This window comes from Sphaerimonospora cavernae (assembly GCF_042435035.1).
Classification (GTDB): Bacteria; Actinomycetota; Actinomycetes; order Streptosporangiales; family Streptosporangiaceae; genus Sphaerimonospora; species Sphaerimonospora cavernae.
This window is the reverse complement of record NZ_JBHMQT010000037.1, coordinates 56,015-70,899: the sequence shown is the minus strand read 5'-3', so window position 1 is coordinate 70,899 and position 14,885 is coordinate 56,015. Positions and strand designations below refer to the sequence as shown.

At 69.6% G+C, this 14,885-nt stretch carries 16 protein-coding genes; 7 read left to right on the top strand and 9 right to left on the bottom strand.

What is annotated here, in order from left to right; genetic code table 11:
• The first annotated feature begins 140 nt into the window (after nt 1–140).
• From deoC to ACFHYQ_RS17425, 3 genes are read left to right on the top strand one after another with little or no spacing between them, the layout of a single operon-like run.
• Nucleotides 141–1,079: a deoxyribose-phosphate aldolase gene (gene deoC, locus ACFHYQ_RS17435; protein ID WP_394302320.1), complete on the top strand. Its 939-nt coding sequence runs from the start codon at nt 141–143 to the stop codon at nt 1,077–1,079.
• Nucleotides 1,079–2,518: an aldehyde dehydrogenase family protein gene (locus ACFHYQ_RS17430; protein ID WP_394302319.1), complete on the top strand. Its 1,440-nt coding sequence runs from the start codon at nt 1,079–1,081 to the stop codon at nt 2,516–2,518. Before deoC ends, ACFHYQ_RS17430 begins: the two co-directional genes overlap by 1 nt.
• Entirely contained in the window at nt 2,515–3,381 is an 867-nt protein-coding gene (locus tag ACFHYQ_RS17425) for an aldehyde dehydrogenase family protein (protein ID WP_394302207.1), read from the top strand. The genes ACFHYQ_RS17430 and ACFHYQ_RS17425 overlap by 4 nt, the downstream gene beginning before the upstream one ends.
• A gap of 62 nt (nt 3,382–3,443) precedes the next feature.
• Here the strand turns inward: ACFHYQ_RS17425 and ACFHYQ_RS17420 are convergent, their stop codons facing one another.
• From ACFHYQ_RS17420 to ACFHYQ_RS17405, 4 genes are all read right to left on the bottom strand, one after another.
• Complete coding sequence (locus ACFHYQ_RS17420; RefSeq protein WP_394302206.1) at nt 3,444–5,111, bottom strand: ABC transporter permease; 1,668 nt, start codon at nt 5,109–5,111, stop codon at nt 3,444–3,446.
• Complete coding sequence (locus tag ACFHYQ_RS17415) at nt 5,108–6,046, bottom strand: ABC transporter ATP-binding protein (RefSeq protein ID WP_394302205.1); 939 nt, start codon at nt 6,044–6,046, stop codon at nt 5,108–5,110. Before ACFHYQ_RS17415 ends, ACFHYQ_RS17420 begins: the two co-directional genes overlap by 4 nt.
• 45 nt (nt 6,047–6,091) lie before the next feature.
• Nucleotides 6,092–6,760 carry a TetR/AcrR family transcriptional regulator gene (locus ACFHYQ_RS17410; RefSeq protein WP_394302204.1) on the bottom strand — a complete coding sequence of 223 codons (669 nt, stop codon included), beginning with the start codon at nt 6,758–6,760 and terminating at the stop codon, nt 6,092–6,094.
• Nucleotides 6,761–7,069: 309 nt separating this feature from the next.
• On the bottom strand, nt 7,070–7,660 hold the full coding sequence (locus tag ACFHYQ_RS17405; protein ID WP_394302203.1) for an LURP-one-related family protein: 591 nt from the start codon (nt 7,658–7,660) through the stop codon (nt 7,070–7,072).
• A gap of 166 nt (nt 7,661–7,826) precedes the next feature.
• Here ACFHYQ_RS17405 and ACFHYQ_RS17400 point away from each other — a divergent pair, with 166 nt between their 5' ends.
• Genes ACFHYQ_RS17400 through ACFHYQ_RS17390 form a run of 3 tightly spaced genes read left to right on the top strand, consistent with a single transcriptional unit; the run spans nt 7,827 to nt 9,511 of the window.
• On the top strand, nt 7,827–8,018 hold the full coding sequence (locus ACFHYQ_RS17400; protein WP_394302202.1) for a PspC domain-containing protein: 192 nt from the start codon (nt 7,827–7,829) through the stop codon (nt 8,016–8,018).
• Nucleotides 8,019–8,064: 46 nt separating this feature from the next.
• Complete coding sequence (gene lipB, locus ACFHYQ_RS17395) at nt 8,065–8,706, top strand: lipoyl(octanoyl) transferase LipB (RefSeq protein ID WP_394302201.1); 642 nt, start codon at nt 8,065–8,067, stop codon at nt 8,704–8,706.
• Nucleotides 8,707–8,746: 40 nt separating this feature from the next.
• A complete protein-coding gene (locus ACFHYQ_RS17390) occupies nt 8,747–9,511 on the top strand; it encodes a DUF72 domain-containing protein (RefSeq protein ID WP_394302200.1) in 765 nt (254 codons plus the stop codon).
• 18 nt (nt 9,512–9,529) lie between these two features.
• On the opposite strand, the gene ACFHYQ_RS17385 is transcribed toward ACFHYQ_RS17390, so the two are convergent.
• The 4 genes from ACFHYQ_RS17385 to ACFHYQ_RS17370 are packed head-to-tail and all read right to left on the bottom strand — an operon-like array spanning nt 9,530 to nt 13,093.
• A complete protein-coding gene (locus ACFHYQ_RS17385; RefSeq protein WP_394302199.1) occupies nt 9,530–10,429 on the bottom strand; it encodes a metal ABC transporter permease in 900 nt (299 codons plus the stop codon).
• Entirely contained in the window at nt 10,426–11,331 is a 906-nt protein-coding gene (locus ACFHYQ_RS17380; protein WP_394302198.1) for a metal ABC transporter permease, read from the bottom strand. The genes ACFHYQ_RS17385 and ACFHYQ_RS17380 overlap by 4 nt, the downstream gene beginning before the upstream one ends.
• Complete coding sequence (locus ACFHYQ_RS17375) at nt 11,328–12,128, bottom strand: metal ABC transporter ATP-binding protein (RefSeq protein WP_394302197.1); 801 nt, start codon at nt 12,126–12,128, stop codon at nt 11,328–11,330. Before ACFHYQ_RS17375 ends, ACFHYQ_RS17380 begins: the two co-directional genes overlap by 4 nt.
• The gene (locus ACFHYQ_RS17370; RefSeq protein ID WP_394302196.1) at nt 12,125–13,093 is read right to left on the bottom strand and encodes a metal ABC transporter substrate-binding protein; all 969 of its coding nucleotides are present in this window, start codon (nt 13,091–13,093) and stop codon (nt 12,125–12,127) included. The genes ACFHYQ_RS17375 and ACFHYQ_RS17370 overlap by 4 nt, the downstream gene beginning before the upstream one ends.
• A gap of 356 nt (nt 13,094–13,449) precedes the next feature.
• On the opposite strand from ACFHYQ_RS17370, the gene ACFHYQ_RS17365 reads away from it, so the two are divergent.
• On the top strand, nt 13,450–13,932 hold the full coding sequence (locus ACFHYQ_RS17365) for a hypothetical protein (protein ID WP_394302195.1): 483 nt from the start codon (nt 13,450–13,452) through the stop codon (nt 13,930–13,932).
• Nucleotides 13,933–13,948: 16 nt separating this feature from the next.
• Here ACFHYQ_RS17365 and ACFHYQ_RS17360 read toward each other — a convergent pair whose 3' ends face one another.
• Complete coding sequence (locus ACFHYQ_RS17360; protein ID WP_394302194.1) at nt 13,949–14,767, bottom strand: SAM-dependent methyltransferase; 819 nt, start codon at nt 14,765–14,767, stop codon at nt 13,949–13,951.
• Nucleotides 14,768–14,885: the final 118 nt, after the last annotated feature.

The window sequence follows — 14,885 nt, the reverse complement described above, 5'->3', positions numbered from 1 at the left end:
GGCCGTCAGCTTCTCAGCCGTAAACGAGCGTAGTCCCGACCCTACTGACGGCCAGAGCTGCCAAAATCCCAGGTGGGATCTCGGCTCGGGTGGGTTTGGAATCTGTCGGACCGGTCGGGGATGCTGGGGTGGTGTCAACTTTGACTACTCCGTTCGCGGAGGTCGCCACCTCCAATGCGTCGTTGCGGGCGTTCCTGCACGGGCTGCCCGGGGTCGACCGGGTGGGCGCCGATGCCCGGGCCGCGATGCTGGCCACGCGATCCATCAAGACCACGGCCAAGCGGCAGGCCATCGATCTGGCCATCGGCATGGTCGACCTCACCACGCTCGAAGGCGCGGACACCCCCGGCAAGGTCAGGGCGATGTGCGCCAAGGCCGTACGGCCCGACCCGGCCGACCCTTCCGTGCCGTCCGCCGCCGCGGTCTGCGTCTACCCCGACCTCGTCGCGACGGCCGTACAGGCAGTCGAGGGCTCGGGGGTGAAGGTGGCGTCGGTCGCGACGGCGTTCCCGAGCGGGCGCTCGTCGCTTGAGGTGAAGGTGGCCGAGACCGGGCTCGCGGTCGCCGCCGGGGCGAGCGAGATCGACATGGTGATCGACCGCGGCGCGTTCCTGGCCGGTGACTACCTCAAGGTCTTCGAGGAGATCGCCACCGTCAAGGCCGCCTGTGGCGGCGCCCATTTGAAGGTGATCCTGGAGACCGGTGAGCTCGCGACGTACGACAACGTGCGGCGGGCGTCCTGGCTCGCGATGGTCGCGGGCGGGGACTTCATCAAGACCTCGACCGGCAAGGTGTCTCCGGCCGCGACGCTGCCCGTGACGCTGATCATGCTGGAGGCCGTACGGGACTTCGCCCGGCGGACCGGACGGAAGATCGGCGTGAAGCCGGCCGGCGGCATCCGCACCACCAAGGACGCGATCAAGTACCTGGTGCTGGTCAACGAGACCGCCGGGCCGGACTGGCTCGACCCCGACCTGTTCCGGCTCGGCGCGTCGTCGCTGCTCAACGACCTGCTCATGCAGCGTCAGAAGATGGCCACCGGCCGATACGCCGGCCCCGACTACTTCACTCTGGACTGATCATGTTCGAGTACGCACCCGCGCCGGAGTCGCGGGACATCGTCGACATCAGGCCGTCGTACGGCCTGTTCATCAACGGCGAGTGGGTCGAGCCGCAGGGGGAGGAGCGCCACAAGACGATCAACCCGGCGACCGAGGAGGTCCTGGCGGAGATCGGCTGGGCGAGCGAGGCCGACGTCGACCGCGCGGTCCAGGCCGCGCGCACGGCGTTCACCACCTGGTCGGCGCTGCCGGGCGCCGAGCGGGCCAAGTACATCTTCCGGATCGCCAGGATCATCCAGGAACGGTCGCGGGAGCTGGCCGTGCTGGAGTCGCTGGACAACGGCAAGCCGATCCGGGAGTCGCGTGATGTGGACCTGCCGCTGGTCGCGGCGCACTTCTTCTACTACGCCGGCTGGGCCGACAAGCTCGCCTACGCAGGGCTCGGGGTGGACCCCCGGCCGCTCGGCGTGGCCGGGCAGGTCATCCCGTGGAACTTCCCGCTGCTCATGCTGGCCTGGAAGATCGCACCCGCGCTCGCCTGCGGGAACACGGTGGTGCTCAAGCCGGCCGAGACCACCCCGCTGACCGCGCTCGCGTTCGCCGAGATCTGCCGGCAGGCGGATCTGCCGCCCGGCGTGGTCAACATCGTGACCGGCGCGGGCGCGACGGGAGCGGCGCTGGTCGCCCACCCCGGTGTCGACAAGGTGGCGTTCACCGGGTCGACCGAGGTCGGCAGGAAGATCGCCAGGACCCTGGCCGGGACCCGCAAGAAGCTGACCCTGGAGCTGGGCGGCAAGGCGGCCAACATCGTGTTCGAGGACGCCGCGCTGGACCAGGCGGTCGAGGGCATCGTCAACGGCATCTTCTTCAACCAGGGTCACGTGTGCTGCGCCGGTTCGCGGCTGCTCGTCCAGGAGTCGATCGCCGGCGACCTGCTGGAGGCGCTGAAGCGGCGGCTGGCCACGCTCAGGCTCGGCGATCCGCTCGACAAGAACACCGACATCGGCGCGATCAACTCGGCGGCCCAGCTCGCCAAGATCCGGGAGCTGTCGGCGGCGGGGGAGTCGGAGGGCGCCGAGCGGTGGTCGCCGCCGTGCCCGCTCCCGGACCGGGGGTTCTGGTTCCCGCCGACCGTCTTCACCGGCGTCGCCCAGTCGCACCGCATCGCCCGGGAGGAGATCTTCGGCCCGGTGCTGTCGGTGCTGACGTTCCGTACTCCGGCTGAGGCCGTCGAGAAGGCCAACAACACGCCGTACGGGCTGTCCGCCGGCGTCTGGACGGAGAAGGGGTCGCTCATGCTGTGGACGGCGTCCCGGCTCCGGGCCGGCGTCGTGTGGTCCAACACGTTCAACCGGTTCGACCCCGCCTCGCCGTTCGGCGGCTACAAGGAGTCCGGCTACGGCCGCGAAGGCGGACGGCACGGGCTGGAGGCCTATCTGGATTGGAACCATCGATGAGTGAGCGCCTGGTTGTGCGCAAGACGTACAAGCTGTTCGTCGGCGGCGCGTTCCCGCGTTCTGAGAGCGGAAGGTCGTATGTCGTGACCTCGGCCAAGGGCGACTTCCTGGCCAACGCGGCCCGCGCCTCGCGTAAGGACGCCAGGGACGCGGTGGCCGCGGCCCGCAAGGCGTTCCCCGGCTGGTCGGGCGCCACCGCCTACAACCGAGGGCAGATCCTCTACCGCGTCGCGGAGATGCTGGAAGGGCGCCGGGCGCAGTTCGTGGCCGAGGTCGTGCAGGCCGACGGGGTCGGGGCGAAGAAGGCCGGCGAGCTGGTGGACGCCGCGATCGACCGGCTGGTGTGGTACGCGGGCTGGTCCGACAAGATCGGCGCGGTCCTCGGGTCGGCCAACCCGGTCGCCGGGCCGTACTTCAACCTGTCGAGCCCCGAGCCGACCGGGGTGGTCGCGGTCCTGGCGCCGCCGATGGGGCCGCTGCTCGGGCTGGTCAGCGTGATCGCCCCGGTGATCGTGACGGGCAACACGTGCGTGGTGGTCGCCTCCGAGCGTGCCCCGCTGCCGTCGATCACGCTGGCCGAGGTGCTGGCCACCTCCGATCTGCCGGGCGGCGTTGTCAACATCCTGACCGGGCACCAGGGGGAGATCGCGCCGTGGCTCGCCGGCCACATGGACGTCAACGCGATCGACCTCACCGGTGCCACCCCGGAGCTCGCTGTGACCTGCGAGGACCTGGCCGCGGAGAACCTCAAGCGGGTGCTGCGCCCGCCGGCCGGCCCGGTCGACTGGCCGGCCGACCCGGGGACCGAGCGGATGGCGGCCTTCCTCGAGACCAAGACCGTCTGGCATCCCATCGGCACCTGATCCTCCGGCGTCCTCGGGCGTCGTGGGGGTGTCCCCGCGATGTCCGAGGAGGCCCTGCGCGGTCACTTGGTCTCGAGATCGCGCCGGCGGAAGCCGTACAGCCCGAGGGCGATGAGTCCGGCCGCGATCGCGGTCAGGATCAGCAGCGGAGTCCAGCTGAAGCCCTCGACCGGGATCCGCGGGATGTGGCCGAACGGCGACAGGTCGCTCATCCAGCCCGGGAACCGCAGGATCGTCCCGAAATACCCGACCACGCCGGCGTACACCACGACCAGCCAGGCCAGCGCGCTCGCCCGGGGAAACCATCCCACGAGGGCGACCGCGAGACCGGCCGTCACCCACAGCGCCGGGATGTAGGCCGCGGCGGCCGCGACGATCTCCCAGAACAGGCCGCTCTCGTCCACGGTGGGCGCCCCGGCCGCGGCGAGCGCCAGACCGGCGAGCAGGATCATCACCGGTCCGCCGACCAGCGCCACCGCGAGATGGCTGCCGAGCCAGCCGGCTCGGGAGAGCCCGGTCGCCAGCACCGGCTCGGCCCGGCCGGAGCTCTCCTCCGACCGCGGCCGCAGCGTCGCGATCACCACGTAGATCGCCGCGACGACCGCGAGCAATGTCATGATCATGGCGATGAACGAGTCCACGAACGTGGCCCCGCCCAGCTGAGCCAGCGCCTCCTTCAACACCTCGACGTCCTGGAGCCTCGTTTCGACGTCACCGAGGAACGGCCCGTACGACATCCCGAGCACCAACATGCCGATGGCGAACCCGATCAGCATGCCCCGGTGCAGCCGGAGGGCGAACCCGAGTGGCGTGGTGAGCAGGCCAGAGGCTTCCGGCCGTCCGCGCCGGGCCGCCCGCAGTCCGGCCCCGAGGTCGCGGCGGGTGCTGAGCGCGAACCCGAGCGCGGCCAGCGCCGCGGCCGCGGCCAGGTTCAGCAGCAGCGGCCACCAGTGATTGTCGAGGTAGGCGAACGTCTGCTGCGCCCAGCCGATCGGCGAGGCCCACGACAGGCCGCTGCCCGCCGAGTCCCCGGCCGCAGAGTCCCCGGCCGCCCGGACGAGGTAGGCCGCCCCCACGACGGCGAGTCCCATGCCGGACGCGCCCCGGGAGTGCTCGGTGATCTGGACGGTCACCGCGGCGACCCCGGCGAACGTGATGCCGGCCGCCGCGTGTGCCGCGCCGTACAGCAGCGACCCCGCCCAGGTCACTCCGCCGATCCCGAGCGAACCCAGGCTCAAGGTGAGCAACAGCGCTAGGGCGATGTTCACCGCGACGGTCAGGATCAGCGCCGCGGCGAGCTGAGCGTGCCGCCCCACCACGGCCGCCCGGACGAGCTCGGCCCGCCCGGTCTCCTCTTCGGTCCGGGTGTGCCGGGCCACCATGAGCACACTCATGATCCCGACCATGATCACCATGAAGCCGAGCATCTGGTGGCTCAGCATCGAGCCGTAGTGGTAGTCGGTCAGGTAGTGGGCGGGCCCGGTGAACGCTAGCCCGGCGGGGCTGTTCATGGTGGCGGCCGCGGCCTGCCGCTCGGTGGCGGTCGGGTACAGCTGCGGGAAGGCGGCCGCCACCCACAGGGTGCCGAGGGTCAGGGCCGCGAGCCATACCGGGATGCGGACGCGGTCGCGCCGGAGGTCGAACCGCAGGAGGACGCCCGTTCCGGCCAGGGCGCCTCCGCCGGCCCGTTCGGTCGTACGGCCCACGGCGGGCGTGGCGGTCGCGGTCATTTCCGCACCGCCTGACGGGTTCCCTGGTGTTCGGCGGCGTGTTCGGCGGCGAGTTCGTCGCCGTAGTGCCGGAGCATGAGCTCTTCGAGCGTCGGCGGATGGCTGGTGAGCGCCCGGATGCCGAACCCGCTGAGGTGCCTGATCGCGCCGTCGAGGTGGGCGCCGTCCACCGCGAACCGCACACGGCCGTCGCCGACCTCGGCGTCGTGCACGCCGGGCAGTCGCTCCAGGCCGGTCACCGGGCCGGCGGTGTCGGCCTCGATGGTCGTACGGGTGAGGTGCCGCATCTCGGCCAACGTTCCGGACTGCACGATCTTGCCCAGCCGGATGATGCCGACCCGGTCGGCGAGCTTCTCGACCTGGGCGAGGATGTGGCTGGACAGCAGGACCGTACGGCCCGCCGCCTTGGCCTCGCCGATCACGTCCTGGAACACGACCTCCATCAACGGGTCGAGGCCGGCCGTCGGCTCGTCGAGCAGCAGCAGCTCGGCGTCGGACGCGAGCGCGGCCACGATGGCGACCTTCTGCCGGTTGCCTTTGGAGTACGTACGGCCCTTCTTCGACGGGTCGAGGTCGAACCGCTCGATCAGCTCGTCGCGGCGTCGCCTGTCCAGTCCGCCGCGCAGCCTGCCGAGCAGGTCGATGGCCTCACCGCCGGTGAGGCCCGGCCACAGCTCGACATCGCCGGGCACGTACGCCAGGCGCGGATGCAGCGCCACCGCGTCGGCCCACGGATCACCGCCCAGCATGGTGACCGAGCCCGAATCCGCCCGCAGGATGCCCAGCAGGACCCTGATGGTCGTGGACTTCCCGGCGCCGTTCGGCCCCAGGAAGCCGTGCACCTCTCCCTCGTTCACGGTGAGGTCGAGCCCGTCGAGGGCCCGCGTCGACCCGAAGGTCTTGACGAGCCCGGAGATGGCGATGGCAGTGGTCATGTCGTTTCCCGGTCTGTGCCTGTGCCTTTTTTGTGGTTATTCGCTCTACTGTTCGGCGGCCTTCATGGCGTCCCGCCACTTCTCGTAGAACTCATCGGTGATGACGCCCTTGGCGAGGATGTCGAAGTTGATCCGCGCCCACCTGAGCGTGGAACCGGCGGTGTTGTCGATCAGGTCGATGCCCAGCAGCCGCTTGACCTGCTCGTGCATGGCGAGCGCGCCCAACTGCCACAGCATGAGGGCGATCGCCTGCTCCCGGGGGTTCTCGGCCGGTTTGAGGATTCCGTTCTCGACGCCCTCGGCCATGTAGACCAGCGCGTCCTCGATCATTTCGTCGAGGAGTTCGTCCACGTGGGGAGAACCGTCCACGATCGTCTTCGCGAGATACCTGATGATCGGGGTGCCTTCGTACGCCTCCCGGACCGCCTGGAACGGGTCGAAACCCCTGCTGGCCGCCATCGCCTTGGTCTTCTGTTCCTTGATCAGCGAAGCGACGTGCTCATCGCAGGCGACCCGAAGCCCGTCTTTCGAGCCGAAGTGGTGGATGACGAGCGGTGTCGAGACTCCCGCGTCGGCGGCGATGTCCTTCAGGTTGGTGGCCGCCACGCCCTTGTCTGCGAACCGTTCGATCGCGGCGTCTCGGATCCGCGCCCGCGCGGTGCGGTCGCGGTCGTCGGACGACCGTCTCCGTCTGGGTTGGGACTGCGCACTCATATCCGTACTTCCCTGAACTTCCATCAGCATGCTGAACTGGATTCAGGCTAAATCGCGTTCAGCATCCTGTCAACGATTCAGAGATGGCGGCCGAGGAGCCCGAGGGCGCGACCGAGGAGGGATGCGCGGCTCGAGACCGATAGGGCACGCCCGGTGATCCCCATATGGCCGGACGTGGGAGCGCATGTCTGCGAGGAACTGCAAGATCGCGAACGTGAAATGCCTGGTCAAGGCCCGATGTGCGAGTATTCGCAAGATCACGGGCCGGGGGGTGGGGTGTGTGATCACGGGGCAAGGATCTAGCGTGATCTAGCGGGCCTGCAGCGCGTCCAGGGCCACGGCCATCGCGATGACCAGTCGGCGGTCGAGGCGGGGATCGTGGACTTCGATCAGATAGCGGTCACGAAGGCCCCACCGGCGGTCGACCGAGAACGCGATCGAGGCGCCGATGCTGAAGTCGAAGTGGTACGGCAGCCACGACAGCGAGTCGGAGGACCGGCGCAGCAGCGCCACCGGCAGATTGCGCTCGTGACCCTTGAGCGTGGGCAGGCCGGGCTGCTGGAGATGCCAGGTCGAGCGCATCAGCGACCGCCCGAAATCCTTGCGGAACATGCCGAGGGGCCTGCCCGCCTCGTCGACCACGTCGTACCCGCCGGCCAGGTCGATCACTTTGCGGGCCTTGAAACCGGCGAGCACCTGCCCGCGGGACTCGTCGGTGTAGAGCGTCACCTGCTCCTTTAGCGCCATCCGTTTCTGCTCGGCGAAGGCCACGACCGGTCCTTCCGAGCCGCCGGGTCCGGCCACATGGACGACGTACCGGTTCACCATCACGGTGATCTTCTGTCGCAGCAGCAGCCTGGTCTGCCCCTGCAGTGCCGAGATGTCCATGGGAATCTCCATCGCCGGATCCGACTTCCCCTATATGCCCTGATCCGTCGGGAGATCACCATTTGAACGCCGGATCAGGGTCTTCTCGGGGTTATCTCAGGGTCGCCGGTGGAACCGGGAGTTGACGGCGGCCCGTTTGACCAGGTGATGGTGGACGGGTGACGAAGGAGGTTCGGTGATGTACCGATCGAGACGATACAAGATCATCGCAGGTGTCTGCGGCGGGATCGCGGAGCGGTACGGCATGCGGCCGACGATGGTCAGGCTGCTCTTCCTGCTCTCCTGCATCCTGCCTGGTCCACAGTTCGTGATCTACCTCATCATGTGGGTGCTGATCCCGAAGGAGCCGGAGCGACCGGGCTACTACTGAAGCTCTCTCACGGTCGGCGGCATATGCTCGCATCCGGAGAGGTGACATGACTATGCAGGAACGGCCCCTGGCGCTGGTCCAGGACGACCTGGTCGACTACGACAAGGCCATGGAACGCATGGCCGCGCTGGTAGGCGAACGGCAGGAAGACGAGCGGCCCGACACGCTGTGGCTGCTCAGCCACCCGGCGGTCTTCACGATCGGCAAGCGCACCCTGACGGAGCACCTGCCCGACCCGACGCACGGCATCCCCGTCGTGACCACCGGCCGCGGCGGGCAGCTCACCTATCACGGTCCCGGCCAGCTCGTCGGCTACCTGATCGTCAAGCTGCGGACCGGCGAGGGCGTCGTGGACTACATCCGCGAGGTGGAACTGCGGCTGGTCGAGGCGCTGGACAAGCTCGGGGTCGCGGCCGAGCGCCGGGACACGCCGCCCGGATCGGAGTTGCTGACCGGGGTCTGGACCCGGGGCACCGGACGGAAGATCGTGTCCATCGGCATGCGCGCCAGCCGGTCGGTCACCAGCCACGGCTTCGCCCTCAACGTCGACGGCGACCTGACGCCGTGGGACCTCGCGATCCCGTGCGGCATGCCGGACGTCGAGATGACCTCGATCGCCCACGAGATCGGCCGGGCGTCGATGGATGAGACCCGGACCGCGGTCGCCCACGCGTTCGAGGCCTCCTGAGCCCGCGGTATCAAGGAGGTGAGCCGGGTAGGGGAACGACATGCCCGTGTTCGTCGGGACATCGGGGTGGCAGTACGCCGACTGGCGTGACGTGCTCTACTCGGGGGTGCCGCAGCGGCTCTGGCTGGAACGGTACGGCGAGGCGTTCGCCACGGTCGAGAACAACAACGCGTTCTATCGGCTGCCGAAGCTGGAGACGTTCGAGGCATGGCGGGACCGGACGCCCGACGACTTCGTGATGGCGGTCAAGGCCAGCCGTTTCCTCACCCACATCAAACGGTTGAAGGACCCGGAGGAGCCGGTCGAGCGCCTGATGGGGGTCGCGGCCGGTCTCGGCCGCAAACTCGGCCCGATCCTGCTGCAGCTGCCGCCGACGCTGCACGTCGACGCCGAACGTCTCAGGCACTGCCTGGCCCGGTTCCCGGCCGGTGTCCGGATCGCGGTCGAGCCGCGACACGCCTCGTGGTGGACCGAGGAGATCCGCGACGTGCTCGCCGCGGCCGGTGCCGCCCTGTGCTGGGCCGATCACCTGGGTCGGCCGGACGGTCCCCTGTGGCGTACGGCGGACTGGGCGTACCTGCGGTTTCACGAGGGCGCCGCCCGGCCGTGGCCGAGCTACGGGTCCCGTGCGCTGCGGAGCCGGCTCGACCGGCTGGGCGACGTCCCGGACGCCTACGTCTATTTCAACAACGATCCCGGCGGCGCGGCCGTACGGAACGCGGTCACCTTCGCCGGCCTCGCCCGCGCCGCCGGCCGCCCGGCGACCCGGGCCACCCTGCCGACCGGTTCGCCCGGCGAGGACTGAGCCAAGGACCGGATCGTGTCACAGCGGAGCAGTTCCGTCTTTGACGGCTTCCAGGGCGATCGGGTGACGGGCCGCGGCCGGGAGCTTCAGCCGGGCGCGTACGGCTGAGCCGAGGAAGGCGAGCCCGAACACGGCGCCGACGAGCAGCGCGATGGACGCTCCGGCCGCGATGTCCAACCGGGTGGAAAGCCAAACTCCGGCCAGGCCACAGCCGATGCCGATCACGGCCGAGATCGGGAAGAGCAGCGCCAGCCGGTCGGTGAGCAGCCGCGCGGTCGCGGCCGGGCCCACAAGTAGGGCGACGGCCAGGATGGCGCCGAGCGCGGGCACGGTCACCACGACCGTGACCTCGATGACGGCGAGCAGGGCGAGATCCAGCAGCACCGTGGGCAGCCCGGCGGCCGACGCCCCGACGGGGTCGAACGCGGAGAACAGCAGTTCCTTGCCGAGCGCGGCCAGCACGAGCACCACCGCGACGGCCACGATCAGGGTGACGGTGAGATCCGCGGTGCTCACCGCCAGGATGTCGCCGACCGTGTAGTGCGTCAGGTTCTTCGAGAACCCGTCCTGGGCGGACACGAGCACGACGCCGAGGGCGAATCCGCCGGACAGCGCTATGCCGGTCGCCGCGGTGAGATCCTGGCCGCGCATCCGGGAGAACGCGACGACCGCGAGGACGACCAGCAGGCCGAACAGCCCTCCGCCGAGGTAGAGGTCGATCCCCAGCAGCGCGGCGACGACGATCCCGGGGAAGGTCGCATGGGTCAGCGCCATCGTGAAGAACGGCAGCCGCCGTACGACCACCAGGACCCCGACCAGGCCGCCCAGCGCGCCGACCAGGGCCGCCTCGAACATGGCCCGGTGGATGGTCGAGTCGAACCAGGTGGTGTCGAACAAACCCGCGTCAAGCCAGTTCATGCCGGTTCGACCTCTCGTACGACCTCGTGGGAGACCCGCGACAGGGCCCGCCTGCGTCGTACGAACCCGGCGGCGGACGCCAGGCCGTACATCGCGACGAGGACCAGCACGACGGTGCCGCCGGCGGCGAGCCGCAGGTCGTGGTGGACGGCGGCCTCGTAGCTGACGGCGAGCCCGAGCCAGCCGCCGGCCGCGCCGATGAGGCAGGCGAGCGGCACGATGACCGCGAGCCGGTCGGACAGCGTGCGGGCGGCGGCGGCCGGCACGATCAGCAGTGCGATCACCAGGATCGTGCCGACCGCGCGCACCGCGGCCACGACCACCAGCGCGATCGCGGCGTTCAGGACCAGGTCGAGCAGGCCGACGCTGACGCCGGCGGCCCGCGCGCCCTCGGGGTCGAACGTGCGCAGCGTCAGCGGCCGTCGCAGCACGGCCAGCAGCGCCACCACCAGTACGGTCACCACGCCGGTCTGCACGAGTTGTTCCCCGGTGACCGTGAGCACCCGGCCGAACAGGAACGCGGTCAGATCGGAGGTGTAGCCGCTGCGCCGTGAGACCAGCACCACCCCGACCGCGAACAGCGTGGTGAGCAGCATGGCCAGTGCGGCGTCCTCGCTCACCCGGCGCCGGTGGGTGAAAAGCGTGAGAAGCACGGCCGTGACGGCTCCCGCGCCCAGTGCGCCCCAGAAGACGCCGCCGTCTCCGGCCAGGATGTAACCGATCACCACGCCGGGGAAGACGGTGTGGGTGAGGGTGTCGGTGACGAACGCGAGGCGGCGGAGCAGGACCAGCACCCCGACCGTGCCGGCGAGCGCACCGAGGATGACCAGTTCGGCCAGCGCCCGGGCCATGAACGGCAGGTGGAACGGCTCGAACAGGCCACTCAGAAAACCGGCGCTCATGTGCGCGTCACGATCACTCGGTCACCCCGCAACTCCAGCGCCTGCCCGCCGTACGTCGCGCGCAGTCGCTCCGGGGTGAGCACCGACTCGGTCGGGCCGAAGCCGTACTGATGCTTGTTGAGCAGGCACACCTCTTCACAAGCCAGGTGCGCGATGGCCAGGTCGTGGGTGCTGACGACGACGGCGGCGCCCTGCTCCTTGAGCGCGGCCATCGCCTCCAGCAGGGCATGCTGGCTGACCGCGTCGACGCCGTTGAACGGCTCATCGAGCAGCAGCAGCCGGGGACGGGCGGCGATCGCACGGGCGAGCAGGACGCGCTGGCGCTGGCCGCCGGACAGCGTGCCGAACCTGTCACGGGCCCGGCGGGCCAGCCCGACCTGTTCCAGGGCGGCGGCCACCTCGGCGCGGTCGGCGGCGGAGGGACGGCGCAGCCACCCGATCTTCCGGTACCGGCCCATCATCACGACCTGCTCGACCGAGACCGGGAAGTCCGGGTCGAGCGTGTCGGCCTGCGGCACGTACGCCACCTGGCGCCGCGCCCGGGCCGGAGTCGTACCGAGCACCTCGATCCTGCCGCGCACCACCGGGACCAGGCCCAGGAGCGCCTTGATCAGCGTGGACTTGCCGGCGCCGTTCGGGCCGATCAGCGCCACCGCCTCGCCGGGGTGGACGACCCCGTCCAGCTCCTCGAGCGCGGGGACGTCCCCGTAGGCGACGCTGGCCCGGTCGAGCACGAGCGCAGCCGTACGGCCCGGCTGTTCTGTCGCGATCTGCCCGGTAGTGGTTTCCTCGATCATCCCGCCGGATCCTTCAACGCGTTGACGATGGTGTCCGTGTTGTGTGCTTCCATCTGCAGGTAGGTCGCCCCGGCGGACTCTGCGGGGCCGAGCGTGTCGCCGTACAGCGAGTCCTCGCCGGCCACGACCTTCACGCCGGCCTCCCGCCCGATGGCGTCCGCCGTCTTCGGAGGCAGCGACGCCTCGGAGAAGACCGCGGTCACCCCCGCGTCCCTGATCTTGACGACCAGATCGGAGATCTGTCTGCCGGACAGCTCTGCGGAGGTGTCGAAGCTGGGGATGATCGACCCGACGAAGGACAGCTTGTACCGCTCGATGTAGTAGCCGAAGGCGTCATGGTTGGTCACCAGCTTGCGTCTGTCCGCGGGGATCGTCTCGATCTTCTCGGCGATCTCCGCGTCCAGCGCGTCGATCTTAACGGTGTAGGCGGCAAGGTTGGCCCGATAGGCGGCCGCGTCAGCCGGGTCGGCCGCCGCGAACGCCTTCTCGATGTTGGCGGTCATGGTCTTGACGTTCATGGGGTTGTGCCAGATGTGCGGGTCGCCCTCCGCGTCCTCCGCCGAGCCGCCGCCCTTGCGGATGGACACGCCGCTGCTGGCGTCCACCACGGCGCCCTCGAACCCGGCCGAGGCGATGACCGGGTCCAGCCACTTCTCCAGGCCCACGCCGTTCTTCACGACGACGTCGGCCTCGGCGATGGCCTGGAGATCCAGTGGGGACGGCTCATAGTCGTGCGGGTCGACGTTCGACTTGAGGATCTGATGGACCTCCACCTTGTCGCCACCCACATTGCGGGCGAAGTCGGCGACCTCGGTGGTCGTCGCCACGACCTTCAGCACGTCGACCTGACTGAACGACGAGGTGCCCGCACCGCCGCCGCAGGCGGTCACGAAGAGCACCACGAAGAGCACGAGGAGCACCGCGGACAGCGATCGGGCCGGTGATCGGGCCAGCAGCGACAGCACGACGGTTCCTCACGCAGTTTGCCGTAGTTGAGGGGAGCTACCGCCGAATCGTGACGCAAATGAAAATGATTGTCAAATGCACTCCGATGTCGCGGGCCTCTGGGCGCGTCCAGCTCCGTGGTCGTGTAGTGCAAGATCATGAAGGGTGTACGCCCAGGCAGCCGGGCGGGTATGCGAGAAAGTGCAAGATCACGAGGAGGGGGGTGGGGGAGGGGCTTGACGGGTGATGGTCTTCTTACCTCGGGACATGATCGGGCGCGCTGGGGGCAGCCGGACCGCGTACACGAAGCGCATCGTCCACGCCAGCGCATCGTCTACGAAGCGCATCACTGTGTGGAGGAGAGAGGAGAGGGGAAATGGTCTTCCTGGGTGTTCTTCTCATCCTGGTCGCCGCCGCGGCCGTGATCGGACTCTGGATGAACGGCGCCGATGGCGCCATCCCGATCACCGTCCTGGACCGGACGTTCAACCTGACCCCGTTCGAGACGTTCGCCGCGGGCGCGGCCACGGCGATCGTGTTCGTGATCGGCCTGGCCCTCGTCAGCGCGGGCATGCGCCGTACCACGGCCCGGCATCGGCGGCTGCGCGAGGAGCGGCGATCTGAACGCGAGCGCCTGGACCGGCTGGCGTCGGAGAAGCGCGACCTGGAGCGGAAGCTGGAAAACGCCCGGGCCCAGACGGCTCCCGGCCCCGAAAACGGCCCACGCTCCGCGTCCGAGGGCGCCACGCGTCGGGGCGACGACCACCTGGTGGCCGGCGGCTCCCGGGCAGGCGGTGACCCCGCCAACGATCCCGTCAACGATCCCGCCGCCGATCACGCATTCAGGGCCCGACGGTGACGTGTGCGCATCGAGCTCAGATCGAGCGGCCCACTCCGCAGAGGAACCAGGTGGGCGTGGCCTGCCCGGCGGATCCGGCCAATGCGGCATCCGGGCCGGAGCGCCACTCGTCCTCTCGTACGAGACCCGGCTCGATGAGTTCGAACCCGTCGAACATCCGCCGGATCCGCTCCCGGCTCCGGAGCGTCACGCTCATGTTGGCGTTCCGGTAGACGTCGGCAGCCTGGTGTGCGGTGTCGGATCGCTCTTCGGCGGTCACGTGCGACAGCACCAGATAGCTCCCACGTGGTACGGCGTCGCGCAGCCGGCCGATGAGTTCGTCTGGTTTGTCGCCGTCGGGGACGAAGTGCAGCACGGCGACCAGCAGGATCGCGACAGGCTCGGTGAAGTCGATCAGGGAGTTCAGCTCGGGGCTGTCGAGGATGGCCTCCGGATCCCGAAGGTCGCCCTGCACGGCGACGGTGTTGGTCGCGTTGGACAGCAGGGCCCTGGCATGGGTGAGCACCACGGGGTCGTTGTCCACGTAGGCCACCTGGGTGCCGGGGTCCACCTCCGCCGCCACCTCGTGGACGTTGCCTTCCGTCGGCAGGCCGGCGCCGATGTCGACGAACTGCCGGATCCCGGCCTCGGCGACGAGATGATGGACGGCTCTGCGCAGGAACGCACGGTTCTGCCGCGCCAGTTCGCGGGCTTCGGGCGCGAGGGTCAGTACGCGCTCGGCCGCCTCCCGGTCCGTTGGAAAGTTGTCCTTGCCTCCGAGAAAGTAGTTGTACATGCGGGCGGCGTTCGGAATATGCGAGTCGATGCCCGGGGGCACCGCTGCGTCCTCGGCCAAGCGCCGTCTCCTCTCACTGTCGGTCGAGATCTGCTCCCAGGTCGTGTCTGTCAAATCATGCCCTGCTGCGCGCGGGCAGCATTTGTCAGACACTCCCTACCGCGAGCATATGGGCCGG